This is a genomic window from Pantoea sp. GM_Pan_3 (assembly GCF_026541045.1).
Taxonomy (GTDB): Bacteria; Pseudomonadota; Gammaproteobacteria; order Enterobacterales; family Enterobacteriaceae; genus Pantoea; species Pantoea anthophila.
In genome coordinates this window covers 160,016-185,534 of record NZ_JALNVA010000006.1, presented here as the reverse complement: position 1 = coordinate 185,534, position 25,519 = coordinate 160,016, and the positions used below count along the sequence as shown (strand labels likewise).

The following is a 25,519-nucleotide window of genomic DNA, read 5'->3' as shown; positions in this document are numbered from 1 at the left end:
GGCAGAAGCCCTGATAAGCCTGGTTGTGCCTGCAGGCTGAGGTGACGACGCGCTGTGACTTTTCAGTGCGTCGTCGCATCAGTGCAACAGCCGGCCGTACGATCCCAACCTATCTCTGCTTTGCAGAACAGACACCGATTTAAGGAGCAGTAAAATGCGCGTTAACGGCCTGACCTCGCAAGACCTTGCCGCTTTGGGCATCGTGGATACCACGGAAGTGGTTTACAACCCTGATTACGACACGCTCTTTCAGGAAGAGACGCGCCCGGACCTCGAAGGTTTTGCACGTGGCACCCTGACGCAGAGCGGTGCGATTGCAGTAGACACCGGGATTTTCACCGGGCGATCGCCAAAGGATAAGTACATTGTGCGTGACGACACCACGCGCGATACCCTGTGGTGGAACGACCAGGGCACCGGCAAAAATGACAACCAGCCCCTGTCGCAGGAGACCTGGAACGCGCTGAAAAGCTGCGTCACCCGGCAGCTCTCCGGCAAGCGCCTGTTTGTCGTGGATGCCTTCTGCGGTGCCAATGCTGACTCCCGTCTGAGCGTGCGTTTCGTCACCGAAGTGGCCTGGCAGGCCCACTTCGTCAAAAATATGTTCATCCAGCCGACCGACGCTGAGCTGGCCGACTTCACGCCCGATTTTGTGGTGATGAACGGCGCGAAATGCACCAACCCGGACTGGCAGGCGCAGGGTCTGCACTCTGAGAACTTTGTCGCCTTCAACCTGACGGAACGCATGCAGCTGATTGGCGGCACCTGGTACGGCGGCGAGATGAAGAAAGGTCTGTTCGCCATCATGAACTACCTGCTGCCGCTGAAAGGCATCGCTTCGATGCACTGCTCTGCCAACGTTGGCAAAGCGGGCGACGTGGCGGTCTTCTTTGGCCTGTCGGGCACCGGGAAAACCACTCTCTCGACCGATCCTGACCGCCAGCTGATTGGCGATGATGAACATGGCTGGGACGATGACGGCGTGTTTAACTTCGAGGGCGGCTGCTACGCCAAAACCATCAACCTCTCAGAGCAGGCTGAGCCGGAGATCTACCGCGCCATTCGCCGTAATGCGCTGCTGGAGAATGTGGTGGTGCGCGAAGATGGCAGCGTGGATTACGCCGACGGCAGCAAAACCGAAAACACCCGCGTCTCTTACCCGATCAATCACATCGACAACATCGTGCAGCCGGTCTCAAAAGCGGGCCATGCGAAGAAGGTGATTTTCCTGACCGCCGATGCGTTTGGGGTGCTGCCACCGGTTTCCCGTCTGACGCCGGAGCAGACACAGTATCATTTCCTGTCCGGTTTTACCGCCAAACTGGCCGGGACCGAGCGTGGCGTGACTGAGCCAACACCGACCTTCTCTGCCTGTTTTGGCGCCGCATTCCTGACCCTGCACCCGACGCAGTATGCTGAAGTGCTGGTGAAGCGGATGGAGGCGTCCGGGGCGCAGGCGTATCTGGTCAATACCGGCTGGAACGGCAGCGGCAAGCGCATCTCGCTGAAAAATACCCGTGCCATCATCAACGCGATCCTGGCGGGTGAACTGGATGATGCGCCGGTAGAAACCCTGCCGATCTTCAATCTGCAGATGCCGGTGACACTGGGTGAGCTGAACAGTGAGACGCTCGATCCGCGTCGCAGCTGGGAGAGTGAAGAGAAGTGGACCGCCGCCGCCGAAGGTCTGGCGCAGCGCTTTATTGATAACTTCGATAAGTACACCGATAACGCAGCCGGTGCGGCGCTGGTAAAAGCGGGCCCGCAGCGCTGACGGAACGGGCGCGGCAGTCCTCCTGCCGCGCCCGTTTTATCCGCCGGAGACGCTGTTGCTGCCGTTGTTATGGCTCAGCGCCATATTTTCCGTTAGCGGCAACCAGGCGCGAATACGCAATCCCCCGCGCTCGCTCTCGCCAATCTCCAGCGACCCCTGATGCGCATCAATAATACGCTGTACAATCGCCAGACCGAGACCGGTTCCGCTGGTGCTGCGGGCACTGTCGCCGCGCACAAACGGCTGGAAGAGATGCGCCAGCTGATCGGGCTTGATACCCGGCCCGTCATCTTCCACCTGAAACCAGGCGCGATGCAGTTCCCGTCCGCTGCTGACTTTAATCCAGCCATTGCCGTATCGCGCGGCGTTGACCACCAGGTTAGCCAGTGCGCGTTTGATCGACAGCGGGTTGATATCCAGCATTAACTCTTCCGGCATCACCGCATTTTCGATCTCACGTTCGTAGCCACTCTCTGCGGCCACCACCTCGCCCAGCACGCTGTTCAGGTCGGCGCGCTCGGTCTGCATCTCCTGACCGGTGCGCAGGTAGTCGATGAACTGTTCGATGATGGCGTTGCACTCTTCGATATCTTTGTTAATCGATTCGGCCAGATAGCCATCCTGCTCGCTCATCATCTCGGTGGCGAGACGAATACGGGTCAGCGGCGTGCGCAGGTCGTGACTGACCCCCGCCATGAGCAGCGTTCGGTCATCCGCCAGCTGTTTTACCCCGGCCGCCATCTGGTTAAAGGCACGGGTCACCGATCGGACTTCGGACGCGCCATACTCGCGCAGCGGCGGCGGAATAATCCCGCGTCCGACCTGCAGAGCGGCGTGCTCCAGATCCACCAGCGGCCGGTTCTGGATGCGGATAAACAGCCAGGCGCCGCCAATCGCCAGCAGCATTATCGCCAGGGTATAGCGGAACAGCGGCGAGAAGTCGCCCTGATGGATTTCCGTCAGGGGCACCCGCACCCAGATATCAGGCGACAGCCAGGTTTTCAGCCAGACCACAGGCGAGTTTTTGTTGACCTCGACCCGCACATCGGTGGGCCCGCCCAGCTGCTGCCCCATCTGTTCACTCAGGAATTCATAGTGCTGCGCCCAACGCAATCCGCTCTCCTCTGCTGCTGCATTGGTGTAGAGCGAGATCCCCAGTTCGCGGTAGATTTCCCGGCGAAACGCCGGAGGCACTTCCAGCTGCGTACCATCCTCCAGCTGCAGCCGGTCGGTCATCAGCATACGCACTTCGTATGCCAGCACCTTATTGAACTGCTGCAGGCTGGGAAGGATGGCAAAGTTCAGCACCACCAGATAGGTCGTGACCAGGCTGACAAACAGCAGGGTCACGATCAGCAGCAGGGTGCGCGCAAACGAACTGCGTGGCGAGAAGCGCAGTCGCCTCATGCTTTACTGCCGTCCGGCACGAAGACGTAGCCCAGACCCCAGACGGTCTGGATGTAGCGTGGATGTGCCGGGTCCTCCTCCACCATGCGACGCAGGCGGGAGATCTGAACGTCAATCGAACGTTCCATGGCACTGTATTCACGGCCACGCGCCAGGTTCATCAGCTTGTCGCGCGACAGCGGCTCACGCGGGTGGCTCACCAGGGCTTTCAGCACGGCGAACTCACCGCTGGTCAGCGGCATCGGCTCATCTTCACGGAACATCTCGCGGGTGCCGAGGTTAAGTTTGAATTTACCAAAGGCGATAATCGCCTCTTCCTGCGACGGTGCACCGGGCAGTTCATTGGCCTGACGACGCAGCACCGCGCGGATACGCGCCAGCAGTTCGCGCGGGTTAAAGGGTTTAGGAATGTAGTCGTCCGCGCCGATCTCCAGCCCGACGATACGATCGACCTCTTCGCCCTTGGCCGTCACCATAATGATAGGCATCGGGTTGCTCTGACTGCGCAGACGACGGCAGATAGAGAGGCCATCTTCACCCGGCAGCATCAGGTCGAGCACCATCAGATGAAAGGATTCACGGGTTAACAGACGATCCATCTGCTCGGCATTAGCGACACTGCGCACCTGAAAGCCCTGCTCGGTGAGATAGCGTTCAAGCAGAGCACGCAGACGCATATCATCATCGACGACCAGAATTTTGTAGTTCTCTTGCATTTTCAACTCCCAAAGGCGCTATTGCCTGAGCCAACATTGTTAAAAAAAGATGCCTTATAGTGACAGTCATTAATGGTTTATATTCTAGCCAAAATTGTTACAAAGCATATTAAACAGGAGCTTATATTTAATTTCGGGCCAGTTTCGGGGCCAGGCTCACCCTTTTTACCGGCGACAGGGCAGGATACGGCAAATCTGAAAAAACGGCCCTGTTTCTCAGAATCGCTGGCGTCAGAAGCGGACCGGCATTTATTCGATTAAGAAATTCAGCGGCTTAGCAGTTAATTTGGCTTAAAACGGAGTCATCATTATGGATAAGCTCCAGATAATCTACCCTGCCCGCATTCAGACAGCATAATATTCCAGCAAAAGCGTCCGGGACGCCATCCTCATCTCGGATTAATTTCAGTGCTTCTCACAGCAAGGCCAGTTGAAATTAAAGTCCGATAAATCAATCAGTAAAGCCAACTTTTCGCCTTCTCCGTTTTCAACCAGACTGCTCAGGCACCATTCGACGTCTCAACGGGGATTACACAATGAAAAAAACGATTTTACTGCTGAGCGCGCTGGCATTAGGCAGCGTTAGCCCAGGTTATGCTGCCACAGCGACCGGTGAAGCGGCCGGTGCAGCGGCAACCTCAACCGCTAAAGGTAACTCTGACGCCATTGGCGTTGGCGCAGTCGCAGCCCTGCTGGGCGTTGCGCTGGCGACCATGGGCGGCGGCGGCGGTGACGGACATGGCACCGGCACCTCGACCACCACGGCGACTCACGCCGGAAAATAAGTCTGTTTTATTGGCCAGCGTCCTGTGACTGGCTCCAGATTACGCTTCAGCAGCACCCCTTTCGCCGCCGGGGAAGTCAACGCGGGTTTTTAGCTTTAAAAACCCCTTCCCCGACTCTTTTTTGCCGCGCCCTGTTTGCCTTACACTGTTTCTCTTTTGATTTGGCTGGCCGGATTAGCATGAAAACCCGACTGATTACCCGCGAAGGCTTCGATAAGCTGAAAGCGGAACTCGACTACCTCTGGCGTGAAGAGCGACCGGAAGTGACCAAAAAGGTGACCTGGGCTGCCAGCCTTGGCGATCGCAGTGAAAATGCCGACTATCAGTACAACAAGAAACGGCTGCGGGAAATTGACCGTCGCGTTCGCTATCTGACCAAAAGTCTTGAGCAGCTGCGCATCGTTGACTACTCGCCTCAGCAGGATGGCAAAGTCTTCTTCGGTGCCTGGGTGGAAATTGAAAACGATGCGGGTGACCTCAAACGCTTCCGCATCGTGGGCTACGATGAGATTTTTGGCCGCAAGGATTACATCTCCATCGACTCACCGATGGCGCGGGCGCTGCTGAAAAAAGAGGTGGGCGATGCCGCCACCGTCGAGACGCCAGTGGGTCCGGCGCTCTGGTATGTCAACGCGATTGATTACCCGCAATAACGTTTCAGATTATGGCTGAAAGCCGCCCGCGTCTCTGGCAATTTTGACCATCAATCCGTATAACTGTCCGCTATTTCTCAACCCGGAAAGCAAGACAGTCCTGATGATGAACGTTCTGAGCCAGATAATAGCCAGTGAGCTGCAGGCGCGTCCCGAACAGGTTGACGCCGCCGTTCGCCTGCTGGATGAAGGGAATACCGTGCCGTTTATCGCACGCTATCGTAAAGAGGTCACCGGCGGGCTGGATGATACCCAACTGCGCCAGCTGGAAACCCGCCTCAGCTATCTGCGTGAACTTGAAGAGCGACGCCAGTCGATTCTGAAGTCGATTGACGAGCAGGGAAAACTCACCGACGACCTCGCCCGCGCGATCAACACCACCCTCAGCAAAACCGAGCTGGAAGACCTCTACCTGCCCTACAAACAGAAGCGCCGTACGCGTGGACAGATCGCGATTGAAGCGGGTCTTGAGCCGCTGGCGGACACCCTGTGGCAGGATCCGTCTCACACCCCTGAGCAGCTGGCTGCACAATATGTCGATGCCGACAAAGGGGTGGCTGACGTGCGTGCCGCGCTGGATGGCGCCCGCTACATTCTGATGGAGCGTTTCGCTGAAGATGCGGCGCTGCTGGCGAAAGTGCGTAACTATCTGTGGAAAAATGCCCACCTGGTGTCGCGCGTGGTGGAAGGGAAAGAGGAAGCGGGCGCGAAGTTTCGTGACTACTTTGACCACCATGAAGCGCTGAGCAGCGTGCCGTCACACCGTGCACTGGCGATGCTGCGCGGCCGTAACGAAGGCGTTCTGCAACTCTCGCTGAATGCCGACCCGCAGTTTGATGAAGCGCCGCGTGAAAGCCACGGCGAAACGCTGATTGCGGAACACCTGAACCTGCGCCTGAACAACGCCCCGGCAGACAGCTGGCGTAAAGCGGTCGTGAGCTGGACATGGCGCATCAAAGTGATGCTGCATCTGGAAACCGAGCTGATGGGCACGGTGCGCGAACGCGCAGAAGATGAAGCGATCAACGTGTTTGCCCGTAACCTGCACGATCTGCTGATGGCCGCGCCCGCGGGCATGCGGGCCACCATGGGACTGGACCCGGGCCTGCGCACCGGCGTTAAGGTCGCCGTCGTTGATGCCACCGGCAAGGTGGTCGCGACTGACACCGTCTATCCGCACACCGGTCAGGCCGCGAAAGCCGCCGCCGCCGTTGCGGCCCTCTGCGTTAAGCATCAGGTGGAGCTGGTGGCGATTGGTAACGGCACCGCATCCCGCGAAACCGAGCGCTTTTTCCTCGATCTGCAGAAGCAGTTCCCGCAGGTTACGGCGCAGAAAGTGATTGTCAGTGAGGCGGGCGCGTCCGTCTACTCCGCCTCTGAACTGGCGGCGCAGGAGTTCCCGGATCTGGATGTCTCTCTGCGCGGCGCGGTGTCGATTGCCCGACGTCTGCAGGACCCGCTGGCTGAGCTGGTGAAAATCGATCCGAAATCGATCGGTGTCGGTCAGTATCAGCATGATGTCAGCCAGAGCCAGCTGGCGAAGAAACTCGACGCGGTGGTGGAAGACTGTGTGAACGCCGTCGGCGTGGATCTGAATACCGCCTCGGTGCCGCTGCTGACCCGCGTCGCGGGCCTAACGCGCATGATGGCGCAGAACATTGTCGGCTGGCGGGATGAAAATGGCCGCTTCCGCAACCGCCAGCAGCTGCTGAAAGTGAGCCGTCTGGGACCAAAAGCCTTTGAACAGTGCGCGGGCTTCCTGCGTATCAATCACGGCGATAACCCGCTCGACGCCTCCACGGTCCACCCGGAAGCCTATCCGGTGGTCGAGCGCATTCTGGCCGCTACCGAACAGGCCCTGAGCGACCTGATGGGTAATGCGGGCAGCCTGCGCAATCTCAGCCCGCGTGATTTCATCGATGACCGCTTTGGTCTGCCGACCGTAACCGACATCATGAAAGAGCTGGAGAAGCCGGGCCGCGATCCGCGTCCTGAGTTTAAGACGGCGCAGTTTGCCGAAGGCGTCGAGACGCTGAGTGACCTGACGCCGGGCCTGATTCTGGAAGGCAGCGTTACCAACGTCACTAACTTCGGGGCGTTTGTGGACATCGGCGTGCATCAGGATGGCCTGGTGCATATCTCCTCGCTCTCTGACCGCTTCGTGGAAGATCCTCATCAGGTGGTAAAAGCGGGCGATATCGTCAAAGTCAAAGTGATGGAAGTCGATCTGCAGCGCAAACGTATTGCCCTGACCATGCGTCTCGATGAGCAGCCAGGCGAAGGCAATGCGCGTGGCGGCGCGAAAAATGGCGCGCCGCGTGACGAGAAACGTCCGGCTGCCGCGAAAGGCCGTGCGCGTCCGGTCAGCGCCTCTGCGGGTAACAGCGCAATGGGTGATGCCCTGGCCGCCGCGTTCGGTAAAAAACGCTAAGCTTATCAGGGGGCCGCACGCTGGCCCCCTGTTCCCGCCGCTTTCCCCGGTTGAAAATCCCCGCCATAACGCTACGCTAAAAAGACGCCTGTCATAAAAACAACATCTGCTGTGGCATCCAACTCACGATGGAAACGATCACCGATCTGATTGATAAGATTTATGCCGGCACCTTTCCCCAGGCTACCCTGACGCGCCTGCTGAGTGAGATCGCCACCGCCCGCGACGCCATCAAGCTGCCGCGCAAGGCGCACTGGGACGAGCAGGATGTGGTGCTCATCACCTATGCCGATCAGTTTCGGGAAACCGGCAAGCCCACGCTCACGACCTTTTCCCGCTTCTATCAGCAGCATCTGCAATCCCTCTTTCCGCTGGTTCACCTGCTGCCTTTCTTTCCCTGGTCGTCTGACGACGGCTTTTCTGTCATTGATTACCATCAGGTTGATCCGCTGTGCGGTGACTGGCAGGATGTTGCCCGCCTGCATCAGGAAACCCGCCTGATGTTCGATTTTGTCTGCAACCATATGTCGTCGCGAAGCGCCTGGTTCCGTCACTTTCTGGCGCAGGACCCCGGCTGGGACGATTTCTTTATCAGCATGCCGCCCGCCACTGACCTCAGCGCCGTCACCCGTCCGCGAACCTCGCCGCTGCTGACCCCTTTTCAGATGGCCGATGGCGACACCCGCTTTATCTGGACCACCTTCAGCGCCGATCAGATCGACCTGAACTTTGCCAATCCTGAGGTGCTGCTGCGCATGGTTGGGGTCCTGCTTGACTACCTGATACGCGGCGCGGACTACGTGCGGCTCGATGCGGTCGGCTACATGTGGAAAACGCCCGGCACGCGCTGTATTCATCTGGAAAAAACCCATCAGCTGGTGAAGCTCTTTCGCGCGATTGCCGACCAGGTCGCCCCTGGCACGGTGATTATCACGGAGACCAACGTGCCACATCGGGACAACATCAGTTACCTGGGCAACGGCCACGATGAGGCGCAGATGGTTTATCAGTTTTCGCTGCCGCCGCTGGTGCTGCATGCGATTCATACCGGCTCGGCGCGCGCGCTGCGGCAGTGGGCCAGCTCGCTGGATCTCAGCAGCAATGACACCACCTTTTTTAACTTTCTGGCGTCCCACGATGGTATCGGCCTGAATCCGGCGCGCGGAATTTTGTCGGAGGTGGAGATTGTGGCGCTGGTGCGCGACCTGGCGCTGGAGGGTGCGCTGGTCTCCTACAAAAATAATCCGGACGGCACCACCAGCCCGTATGAAATCAACGTCACCTATCTGGATGCGTTAAACCGTGAGGCGGACGACGACGCCACGCGGCTGAAGCGTTTTTTACTGGCCCATGCCATTCTGCTGGTGTTCCCTGGCGTGCCGGCCATCTATATCCAGAGCATTGTGGGCGGGCGAAATGATTACGATGGGGTACGTGCCGCCGGACACAACCGGGCGATTAATCGTCAGAAGTATGATCTGCAGATGATTGAAGCGGCGCTGGCGGGGGAAGAGTGGCTGCGTCAGCAGATCTATACCCGGCTCGGTCAGCTGATCCAGCTGCGCCGTCGCCAGCCTGCTTTTCATCCCGATAATCCGATGACGATCTCAGAGAGCGAAAATGCCCTGCTGGTGCTCAGACGTCATTCGCCGGACAGCAATGAAGGGTTGCTCTGCGTGTTTAATCTCAGTGGACGGCCGGTGGAGACACCGCTACCTGAGGCACGTATGTGGCAGGATCTGATAAGCGGAGAGAAGATGGATGGCACCCAGCCGGTTAAGCTGGATGCCTGGCAGTTCATGTGGCTACGCTGATTACTTGTAGACTTCAGCGGTGGCGCTGAATTTACCGTGTTCGCGACCCGCGATCACCAGGTAGTATTTACCGCCTTTCTCGTCAGCAAGCTGAGACAGCACTTTTTTAGCATCCATTGGCGAGGTGGTTTCCGCTGTGGTGTTAACAGTGCCAATCTTCTGCAGGTTCATTGATTTAACTTCTTCTTTGGTGACTTCTTTCGCTGCCATCGCAGAAAATGAAATCGCGCCCATCATCATTGAAGCCACAACCCATTTAAAAACCTTCATTATGTTTACCCTCATTCATGATCCATTGTGAGATGTAAGCAGCCGCTAAACGCGTAAGGCAGTATGGAACGGCATAGTCATTTCCGTGACTAATCACATAAATTTGCAGCGGCCTTGCTCACAGAGAGAAGTATTGCTGCTGCCAGCAATTTTGCCAACTTAAAGCCTCATTATCCCGGCAAATTACTGATAAAGTTAATAATATGCTGACAAAAAATGTCTGGATGGGAAATAAAAGGTGCATGTGCTGCCTTGTCGATAACGACTGAAGGCGAGGCTGGCAACATTTCATCAATCTCTGCAGCAATCCGGCGCGGCACCAGCCCATCGAGTGCGCCATAGAGACGCAGGAACGGCAGCCCGATCTGCGGTAACGCGCTGCGCAGATCGACCTGACGCAGAATCTCCAGTCCGCTATCCAGCACCGCCACTTCCGGCATCGGTTGCGACAGCACCACCTCTTTCAGCTGCCGTGCATCGGCGCGCGCCGTTTCGGTGCCCAGCGTCTGCAGCGCCAGAAAGCGTTCCACCGTGCGCTGAAAATCGTTGCTGAGCATCTGCTGAAAGTTCTGCAGCGTCTCGGGTTTAATGCCGGGCCAGTGCTCTGTGGCGGTGAAACAGGGTGACGATGCAACGGTGATCAGTGCAGCCAGCTTTTCTGGCGCGGTCAGCGCCAGCTGCGTTGCCACCAGTCCGCCCAGAGACCACCCCATGACGATCGCCTGTGCGGGCAGCGCAGGCAGCAGCGCCTCTGCCATCTGTGTCAGCGTCAGGGCACCCGCATCCTGACTGCGGCCATAGCCCGGCAGATCGACCAGATGCAGGCGGTAATGCGGGCTGAGTCGCGGAATAATGCTTTGCCAGACTTCGGCATTCAGCCCCCATCCGTGCAGCAGCACAAGATCGCGTTTTCCTTCTCCGCAGGTGTGCCAGTAGAGCGACGTCATCAGTTACTATCCCGAAAATGATAAGGAGGTCGCTATGCTAGCAATGCCTGCCCTGTGTTGGCTATGCCAGATGCCGTTACAGATCGCCCGTCACGGTCTGTGCAGCTTATGTCTGCGTGAATTACCGCCGCTGCCCCTGCTCTGTCCACGCTGCGGTTTGCCCGCCGGGACGACGCGGGTCGCCTGTGGCCGCTGCCAGCGCAAACCGCCCGCCTGGCAGGCGCTGGTCTGCGTCAATGACTATCGCCCGCCATTCAGTGAGTGGGTTAATCAGCTTAAGTTTTCTCATATAACCGCACTCAGGGTGATGCTGGCGCGGCTGCTTTTGCTAAGCTGGCTGGATGTCTGGCGGCACGGTCGTGTGGTGCGTCCCGACCTGCTGCTGCCGGTGCCGCTGCACTGGCGGCGACGCTGGCGGCGCGGTTACAACCAGAGCGCCCTGCTGGCCGCCCCGCTGGCGCACTGGCTGCGGTGCGAATGGCGTGACGGCCTCTCCCGCCAGCGAAGGGGAGCGTTGCAGCATCAGCTCACTGCCCGCCAGCGCCGCACTAACTTACGGGATGCCTTCCGCCTTGAAATGGCGGTGCAGGGTCGCCATATCGCCCTGCTGGATGACGTCATCACCACCGGCAGTACGGTCGACGAAATCAGTCGTCTGTTACTGGCGCAGGGCGCGGCCAGCGTGCAGGTCTGGTGCCTGTGCCGTACCTTGTAGAGCGTCATTGATGGGCGTATTATAACCAACTAAATTAGTCAACTATTGAGCAATCGACATGATCCGAATTACTGACTCTGCCCAGGAACATTTTTCTAAACTGCTATCCAAACAAGAAGATGGCACCCAGATTCGCGTATTCGTGATTAACCCGGGTACGCCAACTGCGGAGTGCGGCGTCTCTTACTGTCCGCCTGATGCCGTTGAAGCGACTGACACCGAGCTGAAGTTCGAAAAGCTCTCTGCGTATGTTGATGAACTGAGCAAACCTTATCTGGAAGATGCGGAAATCGACTTCGTGACCGACAATCTCGGCTCACAGCTGACGCTGAAAGCGCCGAACGCCAAAATGCGGAAAGTGTCTGACGATGCGCCGATGGTGGAGCGCGTGGAGTATCTGCTGCAGGCGCAGATCAACCCACAGCTGGCCGGTCACGGCGGGCGCGTGTCACTGATGGAGATCACCGATGACGGTTACGCCATTTTGCAGTTTGGCGGCGGCTGTAACGGCTGTTCGATGATCGACGTCACCCTGAAAGATGGTATCGAGAAAGAGCTGCTGGCTGCCTTCCCGGAACTGAAAGGCGTGCGGGATATTACCGAGCATCAGCGTGGCGAACACTCCTTCTACTGATGTTAACGCGGGGATGAGCAGTAATACGCTGCTCTCTTCGCTGTGAGATTGAGGCGGCTCAGGAAACACGGGCAGATCGGAAAGACGCAAAAGCCGCCATCCATGGCATGCTCTGCCCGCGCCATCCATGGCGCGAGACGCTTTCCTCCTCTGCCCATGTTCCCTTCGTGTTGAGTAGAGACGTTGCTGCCAGCTTTCCTTTGAGTCAGTTTTTAATCAGTCAGAAACGCGGCAGTCAGACTGCCGCGCTCTTGTTACTTCTCTTTCCTGCCTGACTGACGCTGCTGGCTGACCACCTTCAGCAGTGCATTCACTTCCCTGTCGGCAAAGATCGCCTCCAGCGTTTTGCTCAGCTTACGCCGCCAGTTGGGATATTGATCTACCGTGCCCGGCACGTTGACCGGCGTGGTCATGCCGAGCCAGTCCTCCGGTTGCAGCCCCAGCAGCGCACTGTCGGTGTCGGCCAGAAAACGGTGGATTGCCCGGTTCAGTGCAGGCGTCATCGCCAGCTTCTCTGCCTTCTTCTGACTGCGAGCCGGCAGGGCCCCCGCCTGATGCAGGGCATCCAGTAGCGCCTGCTTCTGCGTCGCCCGTTGCTCATGCAGTGCCTTCACCGCGTCGCCCGGATAGAGGCCCAGTTTCTCGCCCAGCGCCAGGTCGCCCTGCTCCCAGAAACCGGTGAGGGTGGGCAGATCGTGCGTGCTGGCGCTGGCAATCGACTGACGCGGATAGTCCTGCGGCGCGCGATAGCGCTGATCTTTCTCCTGCTCGAACCAGAGCACCTTCCATGAAAAGACGCCGCTTTTGCGCAGCAGGCTGACTATCGCCTCCGGCACGGTGCCCAGGTCCTCGCCAATCACCATGCAGCGCAGCCGGTGGCTCTCCAGCGCCAGAATCCCCAGCAGATCGTCGACCGGATAGGCGACATAAGCGCCTTTATCCGCCGTCTCTCCGGCGGGCACCCACCACAGACGCAGCAGCGACATCACATGATCGATGCGCAATGCACCGCAGTCACGCATGTTGGCTCGCAGCATGTCGATAAAGGGCTGATAGCCGCGCGCCTGCATCACATGCGGGTCCATTGGCGGCAGGCCCCAGTTCTGCCCCAGCGGACCGAGGCGGTCGGGCGGTGCGCCGACAGAGGCTTTAAGGCGGTAGAGCTCCGGATCGTGCCAGGTCTCGGCGCTGCCTTCCGCCACGCCAACCGCCAGGTCACGGTAGAGACCCACGCTCATGCCCAGCGCCTGGCTGTGCGCCCAGCAGCCTGAGAACTGCTGCTGCGCCAGCCACTGCAGCCACTGCCAGAAGGCGATCTCCTCTTCGTGCTCCTTACACCACTGCTGCACCTCCGGCTGCTGACTGTTGCGCCACCCTTCCGGCCACGCGGGCCAGCCCCACTGTTTTGCATTCTCAGCCCGTCGGGCCTGCTGTATGCCGTCGTAGGCCGCCTGATAACGCAGGCTGTCACCGCCTTCACGCACAAACTCAGCCCAGGATTGCTGCTCGTCGCTGGCGCGGTCACGGGCCTGAAAGTGGGCCCAGGCGTGGCGCAGTGCGGCGAGCTTCAGCGCCATCACCGCTGCGTAATCGACATGCTCCGCCTCGCGGGCTTTGGCCAGCGCCTTCTGCGTTCTGGCACTTTTCCACCACTTCTGTGCCGCCGCGCTTTGCTGAAAATCGGCCACCTGGCTGACATCGATATAGATGATGTTCAGCCAGCGGCGTGATGACGGACTGTAGGGACTGGCGAAATCGGCGCTGGCGGGATAGAGCGCATGCAGCGGATTCAGACCGACGAAATCGCCTCCGCGTGCGGCCAGCTGCACCAGCAGCTGGTCGAGATCGCCGAAGTCACCGATGCCCCAGTTCTGTTCAGACCGCACGGTATAGAGCTGCACCAGTGCGCCCCAGCGTTTCTCTCCCGCCTCCAGCGCCGGCGGCAGATAGCAGCGGCGTGGGGCAACAATGACCCGCGTCTGCCAGCTTTTCTTCCCTTTGCTGAGCGTCAGCTGGTGATACCCCTGCGCCAGCGGTGTAGGCAACGTAAAGGGTTCGCCCGCGGTTAACTCGCCGCTGAGCAGTCTGCCCTTCTCTGTCTGCAGCTGCCAGCGATAGACGCCACGGCCCTGCGGCGTCAGCTGACGTTTGCCTCTGCCGCTGAAGACGGCGACCGGCGGCAGCGGCGATTTACCCGCCTCCTGCGGATCGCCCATTACCGCCAGCAGCGCACGTTTGGTTTCGTCGCTGATCGCCTCTTTCTCGCCGTTAACGTTGATGTAATCCAGTGAAATACCCGCAGCACGGGCGGCCTGATCAAGTGAATCCTGTTTCATTGCTGCTCCTTAGCGGGGTGCCTGCCAGATACGTTGCTGATAGTCACGAATGGACCGGTCCGAACTGAACATGCCGGTCCGGGCCGTGTTGAGGATGGCGGCGCGGGTCCAGCCTTCCGGGTCGCGCCACAGGGCTTCCACCCGTTGCTGCGCCTCGATGTAAGGCTGGAAATCGGCCAGCACCAGCCAGGGATCGCCGTGTTTCGTCAGGCTCTCCAGCATCAGGTCAAACGCGTGCTTGTCCCCGTCGCTGAATTTGCCCTTCTCCAGCGCTTTCAGTAAATCATCCAGCGCCTTGTTCTGCCTGCGCACCTTCTTCGGGTTGTAGCCTTTGGCCTTCAGCGCTTTCACCTCCTCCACGGTGTGACCGAAGATAAAGATATTCTCCTCGCCCACCTGCTCAGCGATTTCGACATTGGCCCCATCCAGCGTGCCGATGGTCAGCGCGCCGTTCAGCGCCAGCTTCATGTTGCCGGTGCCCGAGGCTTCATAACCGGCGGTAGAGATCTGCTCTGAGAGGTCGGCCGCCGGGATCATCATTTCGGCGACGGTGATGCGGTAGTCGGGGAGAAAAACCACTTTCAGCCGGTCGCCGATGCGGGGATCGTTGTTCACCACCTCCGCCACCCGGTTAATCGCGTAGATAATGTTTTTCGCCAGGTAGTAACCCGGTGCGGCCTTGGCCCCGAACAGGAAGACCCGCGGCGTGAAGGTGACATCCTCCGGGTTATTACAGAGCTGCTGATAGCAGTAGAGGATATGCAGCAGGCTGAGGTGCTGGCGCTTGTACTCATGCAGTCGCTTGATCTGCACATCGAACAGGGCCGCCGGGTTGACGATAATCCCGGTGTGCCGGGCGATATAGTCGGTCAGCTGCACTTTGTTCTGCTGCTTGATGCTGCGATAGCGCTGACGAAACGCCGGGTCGTCGGCGTAAGCTTCCAGGCCGATCAGCGCGTCGAGATTGCTGGCCCATTCGGTTTTCAGCGTCTCATCAATCAGCCCGGCCAGCGCCGGATTGCACTGCTTCAGCCAGCGGCGCGGGGTAATGCCGTTGGTGACGTTATGGAATTTTTGCGGCCACAGCTGGTGATATTCCGGGAAGAGATCGCTGACCACCAGCCGGGAGTGCAGCGCCGCGACGCCGTTGACCGCAAACCCGCTGACGACGCAGAGATTCGCCATCCGCACCTGACCGTCCGCAATCACCGCCAGCTTATGCCACAGCGCTTTGTCATCCGGCCAGCGCTGCTTCACCACCTTTTTCAGCCGCTGATTGATCGTTTTGATGATCAGCAGATGACGCGGCAGCAGCGAGCGCATCAGCTTCTCATCCCAGCGCTCCAGCGCCTCCGGCATCAGGGTGTGGTTGGTGTAAGCAAACAACCGGCTGGTGATCTGCCACGCCTCATCCCAGCCGAGCTGGTGCTCATCCAGCAGCACGCGCAGCATCTCCGGGATGGCGATGGTGGGATGGGTATCGTTGAGCTGAATCACTTCGAAATCGGGCAGGCTGTGAATGCTGCGTCCCGCCTGATGGTGGCGGCGCAGAATATCTGCCACCGCACAGGCGCACTGAAAATATTGCTGCATCAGGCGCAGCCGCTTGCCCGCCTGATGATTGTCGTTGGGATAGAGCACTTTGGTCAGCTTTGCCGCCTCGATGCCGGGCTGCTCCGCCTGCAGGAAGTGACCGTCATTAAACGCCGTCAGGTCAAAAGGGTGCGCACTCACCGCCTGCCACAGACGCAGCGGCAGCGTAACGCCATTGCGGTAGCCGGTGACCGGCAAATCCCAGGCTTCACCGCGCAGCGTAAACCCGGGCTGCCAGCGCACCTCGCCGTTCTCCTGCTTTTCGACCCGACCGCCCATCGCCACCTCCACATCCAGCGCCGCGTTGTGGCGGAACCAGGGATAGTGCTCGCGCTGCCAGTCGTCGGGCGCCTCCTTCTGCTGGCCCGCCTGAAAAGACTGGCGGAACAGGCCGTACTGGTAGTTAAGTCCGTGACCGGTTGCAGACTGACCGACCGTGGCCATCGAATCCATGTAGCAGGCAGCCAGTCGCCCCAGCCCGCCATTGCCGAGTGCCGGATCGACCTCCTGCTCCAGCAGCGCCGTTAAATCGAACTGCTGCTCTGCCAGCGCCGCCTGCACCTCGTCATACCAGCCGAGATTAAGCAGATTGTTGCCGGTCAGCCGGCCAATCAGAAACTCCATTGAGAGATAGTTAACGTGACGCTGCTGCTGCGCCGGACGCGGGGCCGGTTGCGCGGCCAGCAGTTCCGCCAGGGCCGCACTGACCGCCTGCCACGCCTGGTGCGGGGTCATCTGCTGAGCGGAAGAGAGGCCGAGGTGTTGCCACTGGCGGGTAAAGGCGGCGTTAAAACGGGCTTTATTGAATTTCTGCTGCGGCATATCACTCCCTTCTGTTACGCAATGAGGTGAAGCAAAAATGGCAAGCGCACGGGCTGGCAGGCGGAGCCAGCAATCGTTAAGTAAAGACGGGAGTGGGGAAAAAAGCGACAGCAATCAAATAAAAACGCCAGCCCGGAGGCTGGCGTGGCAGGAATCAGCAGAGTTCGAGGTGCACCTCATGCTGTTCAATCACCTTCATGACGCTGGCGGGCGGCATCTTGTCGGTGTAGATATAATCCAGCAGACTCATATTGCCGAGGTTAACCATGGCGTTGCGGCCAAACTTCGAGTGGTCCACGACCAGCAGCGCACAGCGGGAGTTTTCAATAATCGCGCGCTTGGTCCGCACTTCGTGATAGTCAAACTCCAGCAGCGAGCCATCCATATCGATGCCGCTGATGCCGAGAATGCCGTAATCCAGCCGGAACTGCGAAATGAAGTCGAGCGTCGCCTCTCCCATTACCGCCCCATCGCGGGTGCGCACTTCGCCCCCGGCAATAATCACCCGAAAATCGGGCTTGCCCATCAGCAGCATCGCCACGTTGAGGTTGTTCGTCACTACACGCAGATCGCTGTGGTTGAGCAGCGCATGCGCCACCGCTTCCGGCGTGGTGCCGATGTCGATAAACAGCGTGGCCCCATCCGGGATCTGGCTGGCGACCCGCTGAGCAATGCGCGCTTTCTCCGCCGACCACATCATTTTACGATCGTGCCAGGCGGTGTTCTCAGAGCTGGAGGGGAGCGCCGCGCCGCCGTGGTGGCGCTGAATTTTGTTCTGATCGGCCAGATCGTTGAGATCGCGACGGATGGTCTGCGGGCTGACCTCAAAATGATCCACCAGCTCCTCAGTACTGACATATCCCTGACGACGGACCAAATCGATAATCGCGTCATGACGTTGCGTCTGCTTCACATTCCTCTCCTGTTAACCCGCAAAATCTCTTTACCGACGCGTAACGTTACGCGTATCCACCAGCGCCATCGCCAGCCCGACCAGCAGACCGGCGACGTGCGCTGCGTTGGCAATGGCCAGGCCAAAGACGCCGAACCAGCCAATCACCAGCCAGACCAGCGCAAAACCGATCAGGCCACGTTCAAGATAGACGCCGCTGTCGGGATCGCGCTCGCCGCGCAGCCAGCAGTAGCCCATCAGGGCATACACCACGCCCGACAGGCCGCCAAACCAGATGCCGCTGAATTTCGCCTGCAGCCAGCCGCTGAGCAGCGCGGAAATCAGCATAATGACAAAGAGTTTGCCGCTGCCGAGCCGCTTCTCAACCGCCCCGCCCAGATACCACCACCACATCAGGTTAAACAGAATGTGCAGCAGCGAGAAGTGCAGCAGCGCATGGCTGAACCAGCGCCAGACCTGAAAATGCTGGTCATCATCCGGCCAGGCGAGCCAGGCCATCACGGTCTGATCGCCCATCACCTGCATCAGGATAAAGACGGCGATACAGAGCACCATCACCGTCATCGTCAGCGGCCCGGCGCGCTCACGAATGTTTGCCCAGATGTTACTGCGCTCATAGCGCAGCCCGCTGTCGGTTTTGCCGCTATGCCAGCTGGCCGCCTGATAGCGTGGGTGATTAGGGTCATGCAGAAACTGCTGAAGTTCGTTTTCGACCACGGAAAACTGGCTCTCATCATCCAGCATGATGACATAGTGCTGGTCATGCTCAATACGCAGCGTCACGCCGCGCGTTGCCATGTAGTCCACAAACGCCTGCGCCATGCGCGGCTGATTAAATTGGGTAATGCGCATCAGTAACTCTCCGTGTGACAGGCGGCCACTTACTCACTGCCCAGGGCAACCTGCTGCGGAAAGGCCGCGCGCCAGGCATCGAAACCGCCATCAATACTATAGGCCGCACTGAAGCCCTGCCCCAGCAGATATTGTGCTGCACTTTTACTGCTGTTGCCGTGATAACACATCACCAGCACCGGCAGGCTGTGGTCTGCACGACTGATAAAGTCGCTGAGGTTGGTGTTGGTCAGATGCAGCGCACCCGCCGCATGGCCCATCGCAAAGCTTTGCGGATCGCGGATATCGACCAGCAGTGCCCCCTGCGCCAGACGCGCCTGCGCCTGCTGCACATCAATACATTCGAACGTTTCCATGGGATCTCTCAAAGTCGTCACAATAGCGCGTAGTGTAACCCGAGAAGCCACGCCGATAACCTGACAATCGTTACGGGTATCTGTTTTTTTGGTGGACATAATGTTAGCTATATCACGCAAAAATGTTTTTAGCGGGTTAAAAGCTGGCGCTAATGTTGGTTTGCGACTATGATAATGCTCGAAAACGAACATTAGTGAACTATTCCGAACATCGGAGGAGATGACGTGGAAACCAAAGACCTGATCGTGATCGGCGGCGGCATCAACGGTGCCGGCATTGCAGCAGACGCTGCAGGACGCGGACTGTCGGTGTTAATGCTGGAGGCGCGGGATCTGGCTTGCGCGACCTCCTCTGCCAGCTCGAAACTGATTCACGGCGGCCTGCGCTACCTTGAACATTATGAATTCCGTCTGGTCAGCGAAGCGCTGGCTGAGCGCGAAGTCCTGCTGAAGATGGCGCCGCACCTGGCCTTCCCGATGCGCTTCCGTCTGCCGCACCGTCCACACCTGCGTCCGGCGTGGATGATCCGCACCGGCCTGTTTATGTATGACCATCTGGGCAAACGCACCAGCCTGCCAGGCAGTAAAAGTCTGCGCTTTGGCGCGGATTCGGCCCTGAAGCCGGAGATCACGCGCGGATTCGAATATTCTGACTGCTGGGTTGATGACGCCCGTATGGTCGTGCTCAACGCGCAGGAAGTGGTGAAGCGCGGCGGCGAAGTGCGGACCCGCACCCGCGTGACCCGTGCCTGGCGTGAAGGCGGTCTGTGGAAGGTGGAAGCGGAAGATGTCGACAGCGGCAAAACCTACACCTGGCAGGCGAAAGGCCTGGTCAACGCTGCAGGCCCGTGGGTCAAGCAGCTGTTTGACGACAGCCTGAAGCTCAAATCCCCTTACGGTATCCGCCTGATCAAAGGCAGCCACATCGTGGTGCCGCGCGTGCATACCGAAAAGCAGGCTTATATCCTGCAGAACGAAGATAATCGCATCGTGTTTGTGATTCCGTGGATGGATGAGTTCTCCATCATCGGCACCACCGACGTGGAGTACAAAAGCGATCCGAAAAACGTCAACATTGATGACAGCGAAACCGACTATCTGCTGAAGGTGTTCAACGCCCACTTCAAAAAGCAGCTGACCGCTGACGACATCGTCTGGTCTTACTCCGGTGTCCGTCCTCTGTGTGATGATGAATCGGACTCACCGCAGGCGATTACCCGCGATTACACGCTGGATGTCCGTGATGACAACGGCCAGGCGCCGCTGCTGTCGGTATTTGGCGGCAAGCTGACCACCTATCGCAAGCTGGCCGAGCACGCGCTGGAAAAACTGGCGAAGTACTATCCGAACGCCGGTCCGGCCTGGACGAAGAACTGCGTGTTGCCGGGCGGGAACATCTCCGGCACCCGTGAAGACTATGCGGCCAGCCTGCGTCGTCGCTATCCGTTCATCAGTGAAAACATGGCGCGTCACTTCTCACGCACCTACGGCAGCAGCACCGAAACCCTGTTAGCCGGGGCGAAAAGCCTGAACGATCTGGGTGAGAACTTCGGTCACGAATTTTACGAGGCGGAGCTGCGCTACCTGGTGCAGCATGAGTGGGTTCGCGAGCTGGATGATGCTATCTGGCGTCGAACCAAACAGGGTATGTGGCTGACGAAAGAGCAGCAGGCCCGCGTGGCAGAGTGGCTGGCCGCGAAAGCAAAACCGGCACTCTCGCTGGCCTCTTAAGCAGGCCGCAGTAAGCAGAAAGCAGGCTCCGGCCTGCTTTTTTTATGGGTGGCCGACCGCGAACTGAACCGGTTAAACCGTGCCGCATCCCTTTCCCCTCGCACGCTCTCCTCCTGTCACCCTGCTGTTTCCCCCTCCCCGCCTGCATGCAGCGCCTCGGGTTTCGCCTGCCGCCATGCCGCTCACCATCGTTACCTTAAATCTAACGTTTCGCTTTTTTGCTTAATTGAACGCGGTATGCAGAACGCGCAGACTTTCTTCAGCAAAAACGTCAGTACCGCGATTCTAATCAGGAGGTTGAAATGAACACAGGCCAAACGCCTGCCCGGGAGTGGAACACACGCCGCAGTGAAAAAGCGCGTCGTATGGTCGCCTTCCCCCTTGATGGCAAAGTCATTCCTGTTGAACGAGCCACAGAAGCCCTCGAACACTTAATTGCCCCAGGCGATCGCGTGGTGCTGGAGGGGAATAACCAGAAACAGGCTGACTTCTTATCCCGCACCCTGGCGCAGGTGAATCCGGCAAAGATTCACGACCTGCACATGATTATGCCCAGCGTCGGCCGCAGTGAGCATCTCGATATCTTTGAAAAAGGCATTGCCCGCAAACTCGACTTCTCTTTTTCCGGTCCGCAGAGTCTGCGCATGTCACAGCTACTGCAGGATGGCCAGCTGGAAATCGGCGCTATCCACACCTATATCGAACTATACTCCCGCCTCTATGTTGACCTCTGCCCGAATGTGGCGCTGATTGCCGGTTACAAAGCTGACCGCAAAGGCAACCTCTACACCGGTCCGGGCACCGAGGATACCCCGGCGCTGGTGGAAGCCGCCGCGTTCCGTGACGGTATCGTGATAGCCCAGGTCAATGAACTGGTCGATGACGAAACCGACCTGCCGCGCGTCGATATTCCCGGCTCCTGGATCGACTACATTGTCGTTGCTGACAAACCGTTCTTTATCGAACCGCTGTTTACCCGCGATCCGCGCCTGATTAAGCAGGAACATATCCTGATGGCGATGATGGCGATTAAGGGCATCTACGCCGAACACCAGGTGCAGTCACTTAACCACGGCATCGGATTTAACACCGCCGCGATTGAGCTGCTGCTGCCCACCTACGGCGAACGGCTCGGCCTGAAAGGCAAAATCTGTAAACACTGGGCGCTGAACCCGCATCCGACGCTGATCCCGGCAATTGAGAGTGGCTGGGTGGAGAGCGTGCACTGCTTCGGCGGCGAGCTGGGGATGGAAGAGTATATCCGCGCCCGTCCCGACATCTTCTTTACCGGCAGCGACGGCTCGATGCGCTCTAACCGCGCCTTCTGTCAGCTGGCCGGCCAGTACGCAGTCGACATGTTTATCGGGGCCACCCTGCAGGTGGACGGGCTGGCTAACTCCTCGACCGTGACCCGTGGCCGCCTCTCCGGCTTTGGTGGCGCCCCGAATATGGGCCACGATCCGCACGGCCGCCGCCACGCGACCCCCGCCTGGCTGAACATGATCACCGAGCCAGACCCGATGCAGCGCGGGAAAAAACTGGTGGTGCAGATGGTCGAAACCTTCCAGGCCGGCGCAAAACCCACCTTCGTTGAAACCCTTGATGCGGTTGACGTCGCGAAATCCGCCGGGATGCCGCTGGCTCCGGTGATGATCTACGGCGATGACGTCACCCACGTGCTGACCGAGGAGGGCATCGCCTATCTCTATCGCGCAGAGAGCCTGGAAGAGCGTCGCGCTATGGTCGCCGCCGTGGCGGGCATTACCGACATCGGTCTGGGTGTGGATGCGGCGCGCGTCGCGGCCCTGCGTAAAAGCGGCAAAGTGGTCTACCCGGAAGATATGGGCATCCGCCGTTCCGACGCCACCCGTTCACTGCTGGCTGCGGGCAGCGTGGCTGACCTGGTTGAATGGTCCGGTGGTCTGTACAACCCGCCTGCTAAATTCCGGAGCTGGTAAATGAAACTCCTGTCACAGACTCAAGCCGAGGCGCAGGCCAGCCAGCTGGCGACGCTGGCGCGCGATTGCCTGATCGATGAAGCACGTCTGAGCCCCAAGCCGGGTCTGGTCGACAGTCGGGGAAACGGCGCGCATCAGGATCTGACGCTGGCGCTGATGGAGCGCTCCGCTCACAGCCTGGCACCGACCTTTCTGGCGCTGGCCCGTCACAGCTGGCTGCGTCCCGCTGATATCGCCCTGCGCGAAACGGTCGGGCGCCTGGGCCGTGACGGCGAGCAGCAGATGATGGCGGCCACCGGTGGCGTGAATACCCATCGGGGAGCGATCTGGGCGCTGGGCTTACTGGTAAGTGCCGCCGCCATGCATGGCGGTGCTGCCAGTGCCGACCCGCTGACCCGCACCGCCGCCGCCCTGGCCAGCCTGCCCGACCGGGCAGCGCCGAAACTGTTCAGCAAAGGGTTAAAAGCGACGCACCGCTATCGGGTGCCCGGCGCACGCGAAGAGGCGCAACAGGCGTTTCCTCACGTGATGAAGCTGGCGCTGCCGCAGCTGCTGATCAGCCGGGCGGTGGGGGCCAACGAAAGCGAAGCCCGCCTGGATGCGCTGATGGCGATCATGACCTCGCTCAGCGATACCTGCGTGCTGTCACGGGCAGGGATGGCGGGGCTGACGGCGATGCAGCACGGGGCACAGGCCGTACTGCTGGCGGGCGGCTGCCGCACCGCAGGCGGAAAGCTGGCGCTGGCGCAGCTTGATCGCCGGATGCTGGCGCTCAACGCCTCGCCGGGCGGAGCCGCCGATTTGCTCGCGGCGACGCTGTTTATCGATCGGGTCTGTTCGCCTGAACACACATATTTTTAGAGGCCATTATGGAACACATCACATTATCTTTACCCGCTAACCGCCTGCTCAGTGGCAGAGCGCTGGCCGGAGTCGTGGGTTCCGGTGATATGGAAGTACTGTACACCGCAACCCAGGGCGACACGCTGAACGTTGACATCACCACCTCACTGGATAACAGCGACGCCCGCTGGAAGGCGCTGTTTGACCGTCTGAATTTGATCAACGGCCTGCCGGCCGGCGAACTGATTATCCACGATTTCGGTGCCACACCCGGTGTGGCTCGTATCCGTCTTGAACAGGTTTTTGAAGAGGTGAGCCATGCGTAACGATGCCAGCTTTATTGAATTACGGGCGCGTGAACGCGCCCGTACGCTGCTGGATGCCGGCAGCTATCGCGAACTGCTGGATCCCTTTGAGGGCATCATGTCGCCATGGCTGGCCCCGCAGGGCGTGGTGCCGCAGTCCGATGACGGCATGGTCGTGGCACGCGGCACGCTGAACGGTCAGCCTGCGGTGGTTATCGCCATCGAAGGCACCTTCCAGGGCGGCAGCATGGGCGAAGTCTCCGGGGCGAAAATGGCGGCGGCGCTGGAGCTGGCGGCGGAAGACAACCGCAACGGCATTCCGACTCAGGCGGTGCTCTGCCTGGAAACCGGTGGCGTGCGCTTACAGGAAGCGAATCTTGGCCTGGCGGCGATTGCGGATATTCACGCCGCGATTGTCGATCTGCGTCGCTACACCCCGGTGATCGGCATCATCAGCGGCACCGTTGGCTGCTTCGGCGGAATGTCGATTGCCGCCGCGCTGTGCAGCTACCTGATCGTGACACGGGAAGCGCGCCTGGGCCTGAACGGCCCGCAGGTGATTGAGCAGGAGGCGGGCATTGAAGAGTATGACTCGCGCGATCGGCCCTTTATCTGGAGCATGACCGGCGGCGAAATCCGCTACGCCAGCGGACTGGTGGATGCGCTGGTGAATGACGGCATCAACGCGGTAAAAACCGCCATGAATGACTTCATTGCCAGAGGCGTACCGGCGCAGCACCGCAGCGACAACTATGCCGACTTCCTGTCACGTCTGACGCAGTTCGACACCCGCCAGCAGGCGGACACCGCCCAGATCAAACAGCTTTTCGCCCGGGAGGAGAAATAATGACCCAGACAAGCAGCCGCGGTGCAACCTGGCTGGAAAAACTCGCACCTCATGCACAGCGTCTCAGTGGCTTGTGCGCCTCTGTTCAGGTGGCTGACGGCCAGCTGAATGGCGAAAACGTCCGCTTCATCGCCGTGGTGCCCGATGCACAGAACCACTATCCGCGCGCCGCGCAGGGGGAAGTGGGTCTGCTGGAGGGCTGGACGCTGGCAAAAGTGGTGAATGAAACGCGGGAAGAGGATAAAAACAGCGCCGTGAAACGCCCGATTGTGGCGGTCATCGACGTGCCGAGTCAGGCCTATGGTCGTCGTGAAGAGGCATTTGGTATTCATCAGGCGCTGGCGGGCGCAGCGGGAGCCTATGCTAACGCGCGCCTGGCCGGCCATCCGGTCATCGGGCTGATTGTCGGCAAGGCGATGTCCGGTGCGTTCCTGGCACACGGCTATCAGGCTAACCGCCTGATTGCGCTTAACGATCAGGGCGTACTGGTTCACGCCATGGGCAAAGCATCGGCGGCGCGTATCACGCTGCGTTCGGTGGAGTCGCTGGAGAAACTGGCCGCCACCATCCCCCCCATGGCCTATGACGTGAGCAACTTCGCCACGCTGGGTCTGCTCTCCGATCTGCTGAACGTGGGCAATCCCGATTCGCCGTCTGACGCCGACGTGGCGATGGTGGAAATCGCGCTGCACAAGGCGATCGGCGATGCCCGTCAGGACCCGAGCCTGAAAAATCGTCTGGGTGCCTCCAACCGTCACAGCTCTTCCCTGGTGCGCGAGCGTATGCGCGCGACCTGGTAAACCGATAAAAAAAATAA

General features: G+C 59.5%; 22 protein-coding genes. 13 read left to right on the top strand and 9 right to left on the bottom strand.

Annotated elements, in window-relative coordinates:
- The first annotated feature begins 154 nt into the window (after positions 1-154).
- On the top strand, positions 155-1,774 hold the full coding sequence (pckA, locus tag OXR04_RS17415; RefSeq protein ID WP_267372211.1) for a phosphoenolpyruvate carboxykinase (ATP): 1,620 nt from the start codon (positions 155-157) through the stop codon (positions 1,772-1,774).
- 36 nt (positions 1,775-1,810) lie between these two features.
- On the opposite strand, the gene envZ is transcribed toward pckA, so the two are convergent.
- Together envZ and ompR are read right to left on the bottom strand one after the other, a co-directional pair.
- Positions 1,811-3,181: a two-component system sensor histidine kinase EnvZ gene (envZ, locus tag OXR04_RS17410; protein ID WP_009087704.1), complete on the bottom strand. Its 1,371-nt coding sequence runs from the start codon at positions 3,179-3,181 to the stop codon at positions 1,811-1,813.
- Entirely contained in the window at positions 3,178-3,897 is a 720-nt protein-coding gene (gene ompR / locus OXR04_RS17405) for a two-component system response regulator OmpR (protein ID WP_003853014.1), read from the bottom strand. Before ompR ends, envZ begins: the two co-directional genes overlap by 4 nt.
- A 536-nt stretch (positions 3,898-4,433) precedes the next feature.
- Here ompR and yjbE point away from each other — a divergent pair.
- The 4 genes from yjbE to OXR04_RS17385 all read left to right on the top strand — a co-directional run bounded on the left by yjbE (position 4,434) and on the right by OXR04_RS17385 (position 9,580).
- Positions 4,434-4,682: an exopolysaccharide production protein YjbE gene (yjbE, locus tag OXR04_RS17400; RefSeq protein ID WP_009087705.1), complete on the top strand. Its 249-nt coding sequence runs from the start codon at positions 4,434-4,436 to the stop codon at positions 4,680-4,682.
- A gap of 179 nt (positions 4,683-4,861) precedes the next feature.
- Positions 4,862-5,335, top strand: coding sequence for a transcription elongation factor GreB (gene greB / locus OXR04_RS17395; RefSeq protein WP_009087707.1), 474 nt, complete (start codon positions 4,862-4,864; stop codon positions 5,333-5,335).
- 103 nt (positions 5,336-5,438) lie between these two features.
- Positions 5,439-7,766, top strand: a complete 2,328-nt coding sequence (locus tag OXR04_RS17390; protein ID WP_150030088.1) for a Tex family protein — start codon at positions 5,439-5,441, stop codon at positions 7,764-7,766.
- Positions 7,767-7,894: 128 nt separating this feature from the next.
- Complete coding sequence (locus tag OXR04_RS17385; protein ID WP_267372209.1) at positions 7,895-9,580, top strand: alpha-amylase family glycosyl hydrolase; 1,686 nt, start codon at positions 7,895-7,897, stop codon at positions 9,578-9,580.
- Here the strand turns inward: OXR04_RS17385 and OXR04_RS17380 are convergent, their stop codons facing one another.
- Positions 9,581-9,850 (bottom strand): YdgH/BhsA/McbA-like domain containing protein, encoded by a 270-nt coding sequence (locus OXR04_RS17380; RefSeq protein ID WP_009087712.1) that lies wholly within the window; start codon positions 9,848-9,850, stop codon positions 9,581-9,583.
- Positions 9,851-10,020: 170 nt separating this feature from the next.
- Positions 10,021-10,797 carry a pimeloyl-ACP methyl ester esterase BioH gene (bioH, locus tag OXR04_RS17375; protein ID WP_267372208.1) on the bottom strand — a complete coding sequence of 259 codons (777 nt, stop codon included), beginning with the start codon at positions 10,795-10,797 and terminating at the stop codon, positions 10,021-10,023.
- A gap of 34 nt (positions 10,798-10,831) precedes the next feature.
- Between bioH and gntX the strand changes: the two genes are divergently transcribed.
- Together gntX and nfuA are read left to right on the top strand one after the other, a co-directional pair.
- The gene (gene gntX / locus OXR04_RS17370; RefSeq protein WP_033736076.1) at positions 10,832-11,512 is read left to right on the top strand and encodes a DNA utilization protein GntX; all 681 of its coding nucleotides are present in this window, start codon (positions 10,832-10,834) and stop codon (positions 11,510-11,512) included.
- 58 nt (positions 11,513-11,570) lie between these two features.
- Entirely contained in the window at positions 11,571-12,146 is a 576-nt protein-coding gene (nfuA, locus tag OXR04_RS17365; RefSeq protein WP_009087718.1) for a Fe-S biogenesis protein NfuA, read from the top strand.
- Positions 12,147-12,400: 254 nt separating this feature from the next.
- Here the strand turns inward: nfuA and malQ are convergent, their stop codons facing one another.
- The 5 genes from malQ to glpE form a co-directional block, all read right to left on the bottom strand.
- A complete protein-coding gene (gene malQ, locus OXR04_RS17360; protein WP_267372205.1) occupies positions 12,401-14,482 on the bottom strand; it encodes a 4-alpha-glucanotransferase in 2,082 nt (693 codons plus the stop codon).
- A 9-nt stretch (positions 14,483-14,491) separates the two neighbouring features.
- The gene (gene malP, locus OXR04_RS17355; RefSeq protein WP_267372203.1) at positions 14,492-16,897 is read right to left on the bottom strand and encodes a maltodextrin phosphorylase; all 2,406 of its coding nucleotides are present in this window, start codon (positions 16,895-16,897) and stop codon (positions 14,492-14,494) included.
- Positions 16,898-17,051: 154 nt separating this feature from the next.
- Entirely contained in the window at positions 17,052-17,810 is a 759-nt protein-coding gene (locus OXR04_RS17350; RefSeq protein ID WP_009087722.1) for a DeoR/GlpR family transcriptional regulator, read from the bottom strand.
- A gap of 30 nt (positions 17,811-17,840) precedes the next feature.
- Positions 17,841-18,662, bottom strand: a complete 822-nt coding sequence (gene glpG / locus OXR04_RS17345; RefSeq protein WP_009087724.1) for a rhomboid family intramembrane serine protease GlpG — start codon at positions 18,660-18,662, stop codon at positions 17,841-17,843.
- A gap of 29 nt (positions 18,663-18,691) precedes the next feature.
- Positions 18,692-19,018 carry a thiosulfate sulfurtransferase GlpE gene (glpE, locus tag OXR04_RS17340; RefSeq protein ID WP_009087726.1) on the bottom strand — a complete coding sequence of 109 codons (327 nt, stop codon included), beginning with the start codon at positions 19,016-19,018 and terminating at the stop codon, positions 18,692-18,694.
- A 225-nt stretch (positions 19,019-19,243) separates the two neighbouring features.
- Here glpE and glpD point away from each other — a divergent pair, with 225 nt between their 5' ends.
- The 6 genes from glpD to mdcE all read left to right on the top strand — a co-directional run bounded on the left by glpD (position 19,244) and on the right by mdcE (position 25,502).
- Positions 19,244-20,749 (top strand): glycerol-3-phosphate dehydrogenase, encoded by a 1,506-nt coding sequence (gene glpD, locus OXR04_RS17335; protein ID WP_267372201.1) that lies wholly within the window; start codon positions 19,244-19,246, stop codon positions 20,747-20,749.
- A gap of 302 nt (positions 20,750-21,051) precedes the next feature.
- Positions 21,052-22,707, top strand: a complete 1,656-nt coding sequence (mdcA, locus tag OXR04_RS17330) for a malonate decarboxylase subunit alpha (protein ID WP_267372199.1) — start codon at positions 21,052-21,054, stop codon at positions 22,705-22,707.
- A complete protein-coding gene (locus OXR04_RS17325) occupies positions 22,708-23,568 on the top strand; it encodes a triphosphoribosyl-dephospho-CoA synthase (protein ID WP_267372198.1) in 861 nt (286 codons plus the stop codon). It begins immediately after the preceding gene.
- 8 nt (positions 23,569-23,576) lie between these two features.
- Positions 23,577-23,876 carry a malonate decarboxylase acyl carrier protein gene (mdcC, locus tag OXR04_RS17320; RefSeq protein WP_009087734.1) on the top strand — a complete coding sequence of 100 codons (300 nt, stop codon included), beginning with the start codon at positions 23,577-23,579 and terminating at the stop codon, positions 23,874-23,876.
- Entirely contained in the window at positions 23,869-24,702 is an 834-nt protein-coding gene (locus tag OXR04_RS17315; protein ID WP_009087736.1) for a biotin-independent malonate decarboxylase subunit beta, read from the top strand. Before mdcC ends, OXR04_RS17315 begins: the two co-directional genes overlap by 8 nt.
- Positions 24,702-25,502: a biotin-independent malonate decarboxylase subunit gamma gene (mdcE, locus tag OXR04_RS17310; RefSeq protein WP_267372194.1), complete on the top strand. Its 801-nt coding sequence runs from the start codon at positions 24,702-24,704 to the stop codon at positions 25,500-25,502. Before OXR04_RS17315 ends, mdcE begins: the two co-directional genes overlap by 1 nt.
- Positions 25,503-25,519 lie beyond the last annotated feature (17 nt).

Excerpts from the sequence above, each read along its gene's own strand:
- OXR04_RS17385 (WP_267372209.1), top strand. The coding sequence starts at position 7,895 with ATGGAAACGATCACCGATCTGATTGATAAGATTTATGCCGGCACCTTT.
- nfuA (WP_009087718.1), top strand. The coding sequence starts at position 11,571 with ATGATCCGAATTACTGACTCTGCCCAGGAACATTTTTCTAAACTGCTA.
- OXR04_RS17390 (WP_150030088.1), top strand. The coding sequence starts at position 5,439 with ATGATGAACGTTCTGAGCCAGATAATAGCCAGTGAGCTGCAGGCGCGT.
- glpG (WP_009087724.1), bottom strand. The coding sequence starts at position 18,662 with ATGCGCATTACCCAATTTAATCAGCCGCGCATGGCGCAGGCGTTTGTG.
- OXR04_RS17380 (WP_009087712.1), bottom strand. The coding sequence starts at position 9,850 with ATGAAGGTTTTTAAATGGGTTGTGGCTTCAATGATGATGGGCGCGATT.
- glpE (WP_009087726.1), bottom strand. The coding sequence starts at position 19,018 with ATGGAAACGTTCGAATGTATTGATGTGCAGCAGGCGCAGGCGCGTCTG.
- malP (WP_267372203.1), bottom strand. The coding sequence starts at position 16,897 with ATGCCGCAGCAGAAATTCAATAAAGCCCGTTTTAACGCCGCCTTTACC.
- gntX (WP_033736076.1), top strand. The coding sequence starts at position 10,832 with ATGCTAGCAATGCCTGCCCTGTGTTGGCTATGCCAGATGCCGTTACAG.
- OXR04_RS17315 (WP_009087736.1), top strand. The coding sequence starts at position 23,869 with ATGCGTAACGATGCCAGCTTTATTGAATTACGGGCGCGTGAACGCGCC.
- mdcE (WP_267372194.1), top strand. The coding sequence starts at position 24,702 with ATGACCCAGACAAGCAGCCGCGGTGCAACCTGGCTGGAAAAACTCGCA.
- greB (WP_009087707.1), top strand. The coding sequence starts at position 4,862 with ATGAAAACCCGACTGATTACCCGCGAAGGCTTCGATAAGCTGAAAGCG.
- mdcA (WP_267372199.1), top strand. The coding sequence starts at position 21,052 with ATGAACACAGGCCAAACGCCTGCCCGGGAGTGGAACACACGCCGCAGT.
- yjbE (WP_009087705.1), top strand. The coding sequence starts at position 4,434 with ATGAAAAAAACGATTTTACTGCTGAGCGCGCTGGCATTAGGCAGCGTT.
- pckA (WP_267372211.1), top strand. The coding sequence starts at position 155 with ATGCGCGTTAACGGCCTGACCTCGCAAGACCTTGCCGCTTTGGGCATC.
- OXR04_RS17325 (WP_267372198.1), top strand. The coding sequence starts at position 22,708 with ATGAAACTCCTGTCACAGACTCAAGCCGAGGCGCAGGCCAGCCAGCTG.
- envZ (WP_009087704.1), bottom strand. The coding sequence starts at position 3,181 with ATGAGGCGACTGCGCTTCTCGCCACGCAGTTCGTTTGCGCGCACCCTG.
- malQ (WP_267372205.1), bottom strand. The coding sequence starts at position 14,482 with ATGAAACAGGATTCACTTGATCAGGCCGCCCGTGCTGCGGGTATTTCA.
- mdcC (WP_009087734.1), top strand. The coding sequence starts at position 23,577 with ATGGAACACATCACATTATCTTTACCCGCTAACCGCCTGCTCAGTGGC.
- bioH (WP_267372208.1), bottom strand. The coding sequence starts at position 10,797 with ATGACGTCGCTCTACTGGCACACCTGCGGAGAAGGAAAACGCGATCTT.
- ompR (WP_003853014.1), bottom strand. The coding sequence starts at position 3,897 with ATGCAAGAGAACTACAAAATTCTGGTCGTCGATGATGATATGCGTCTG.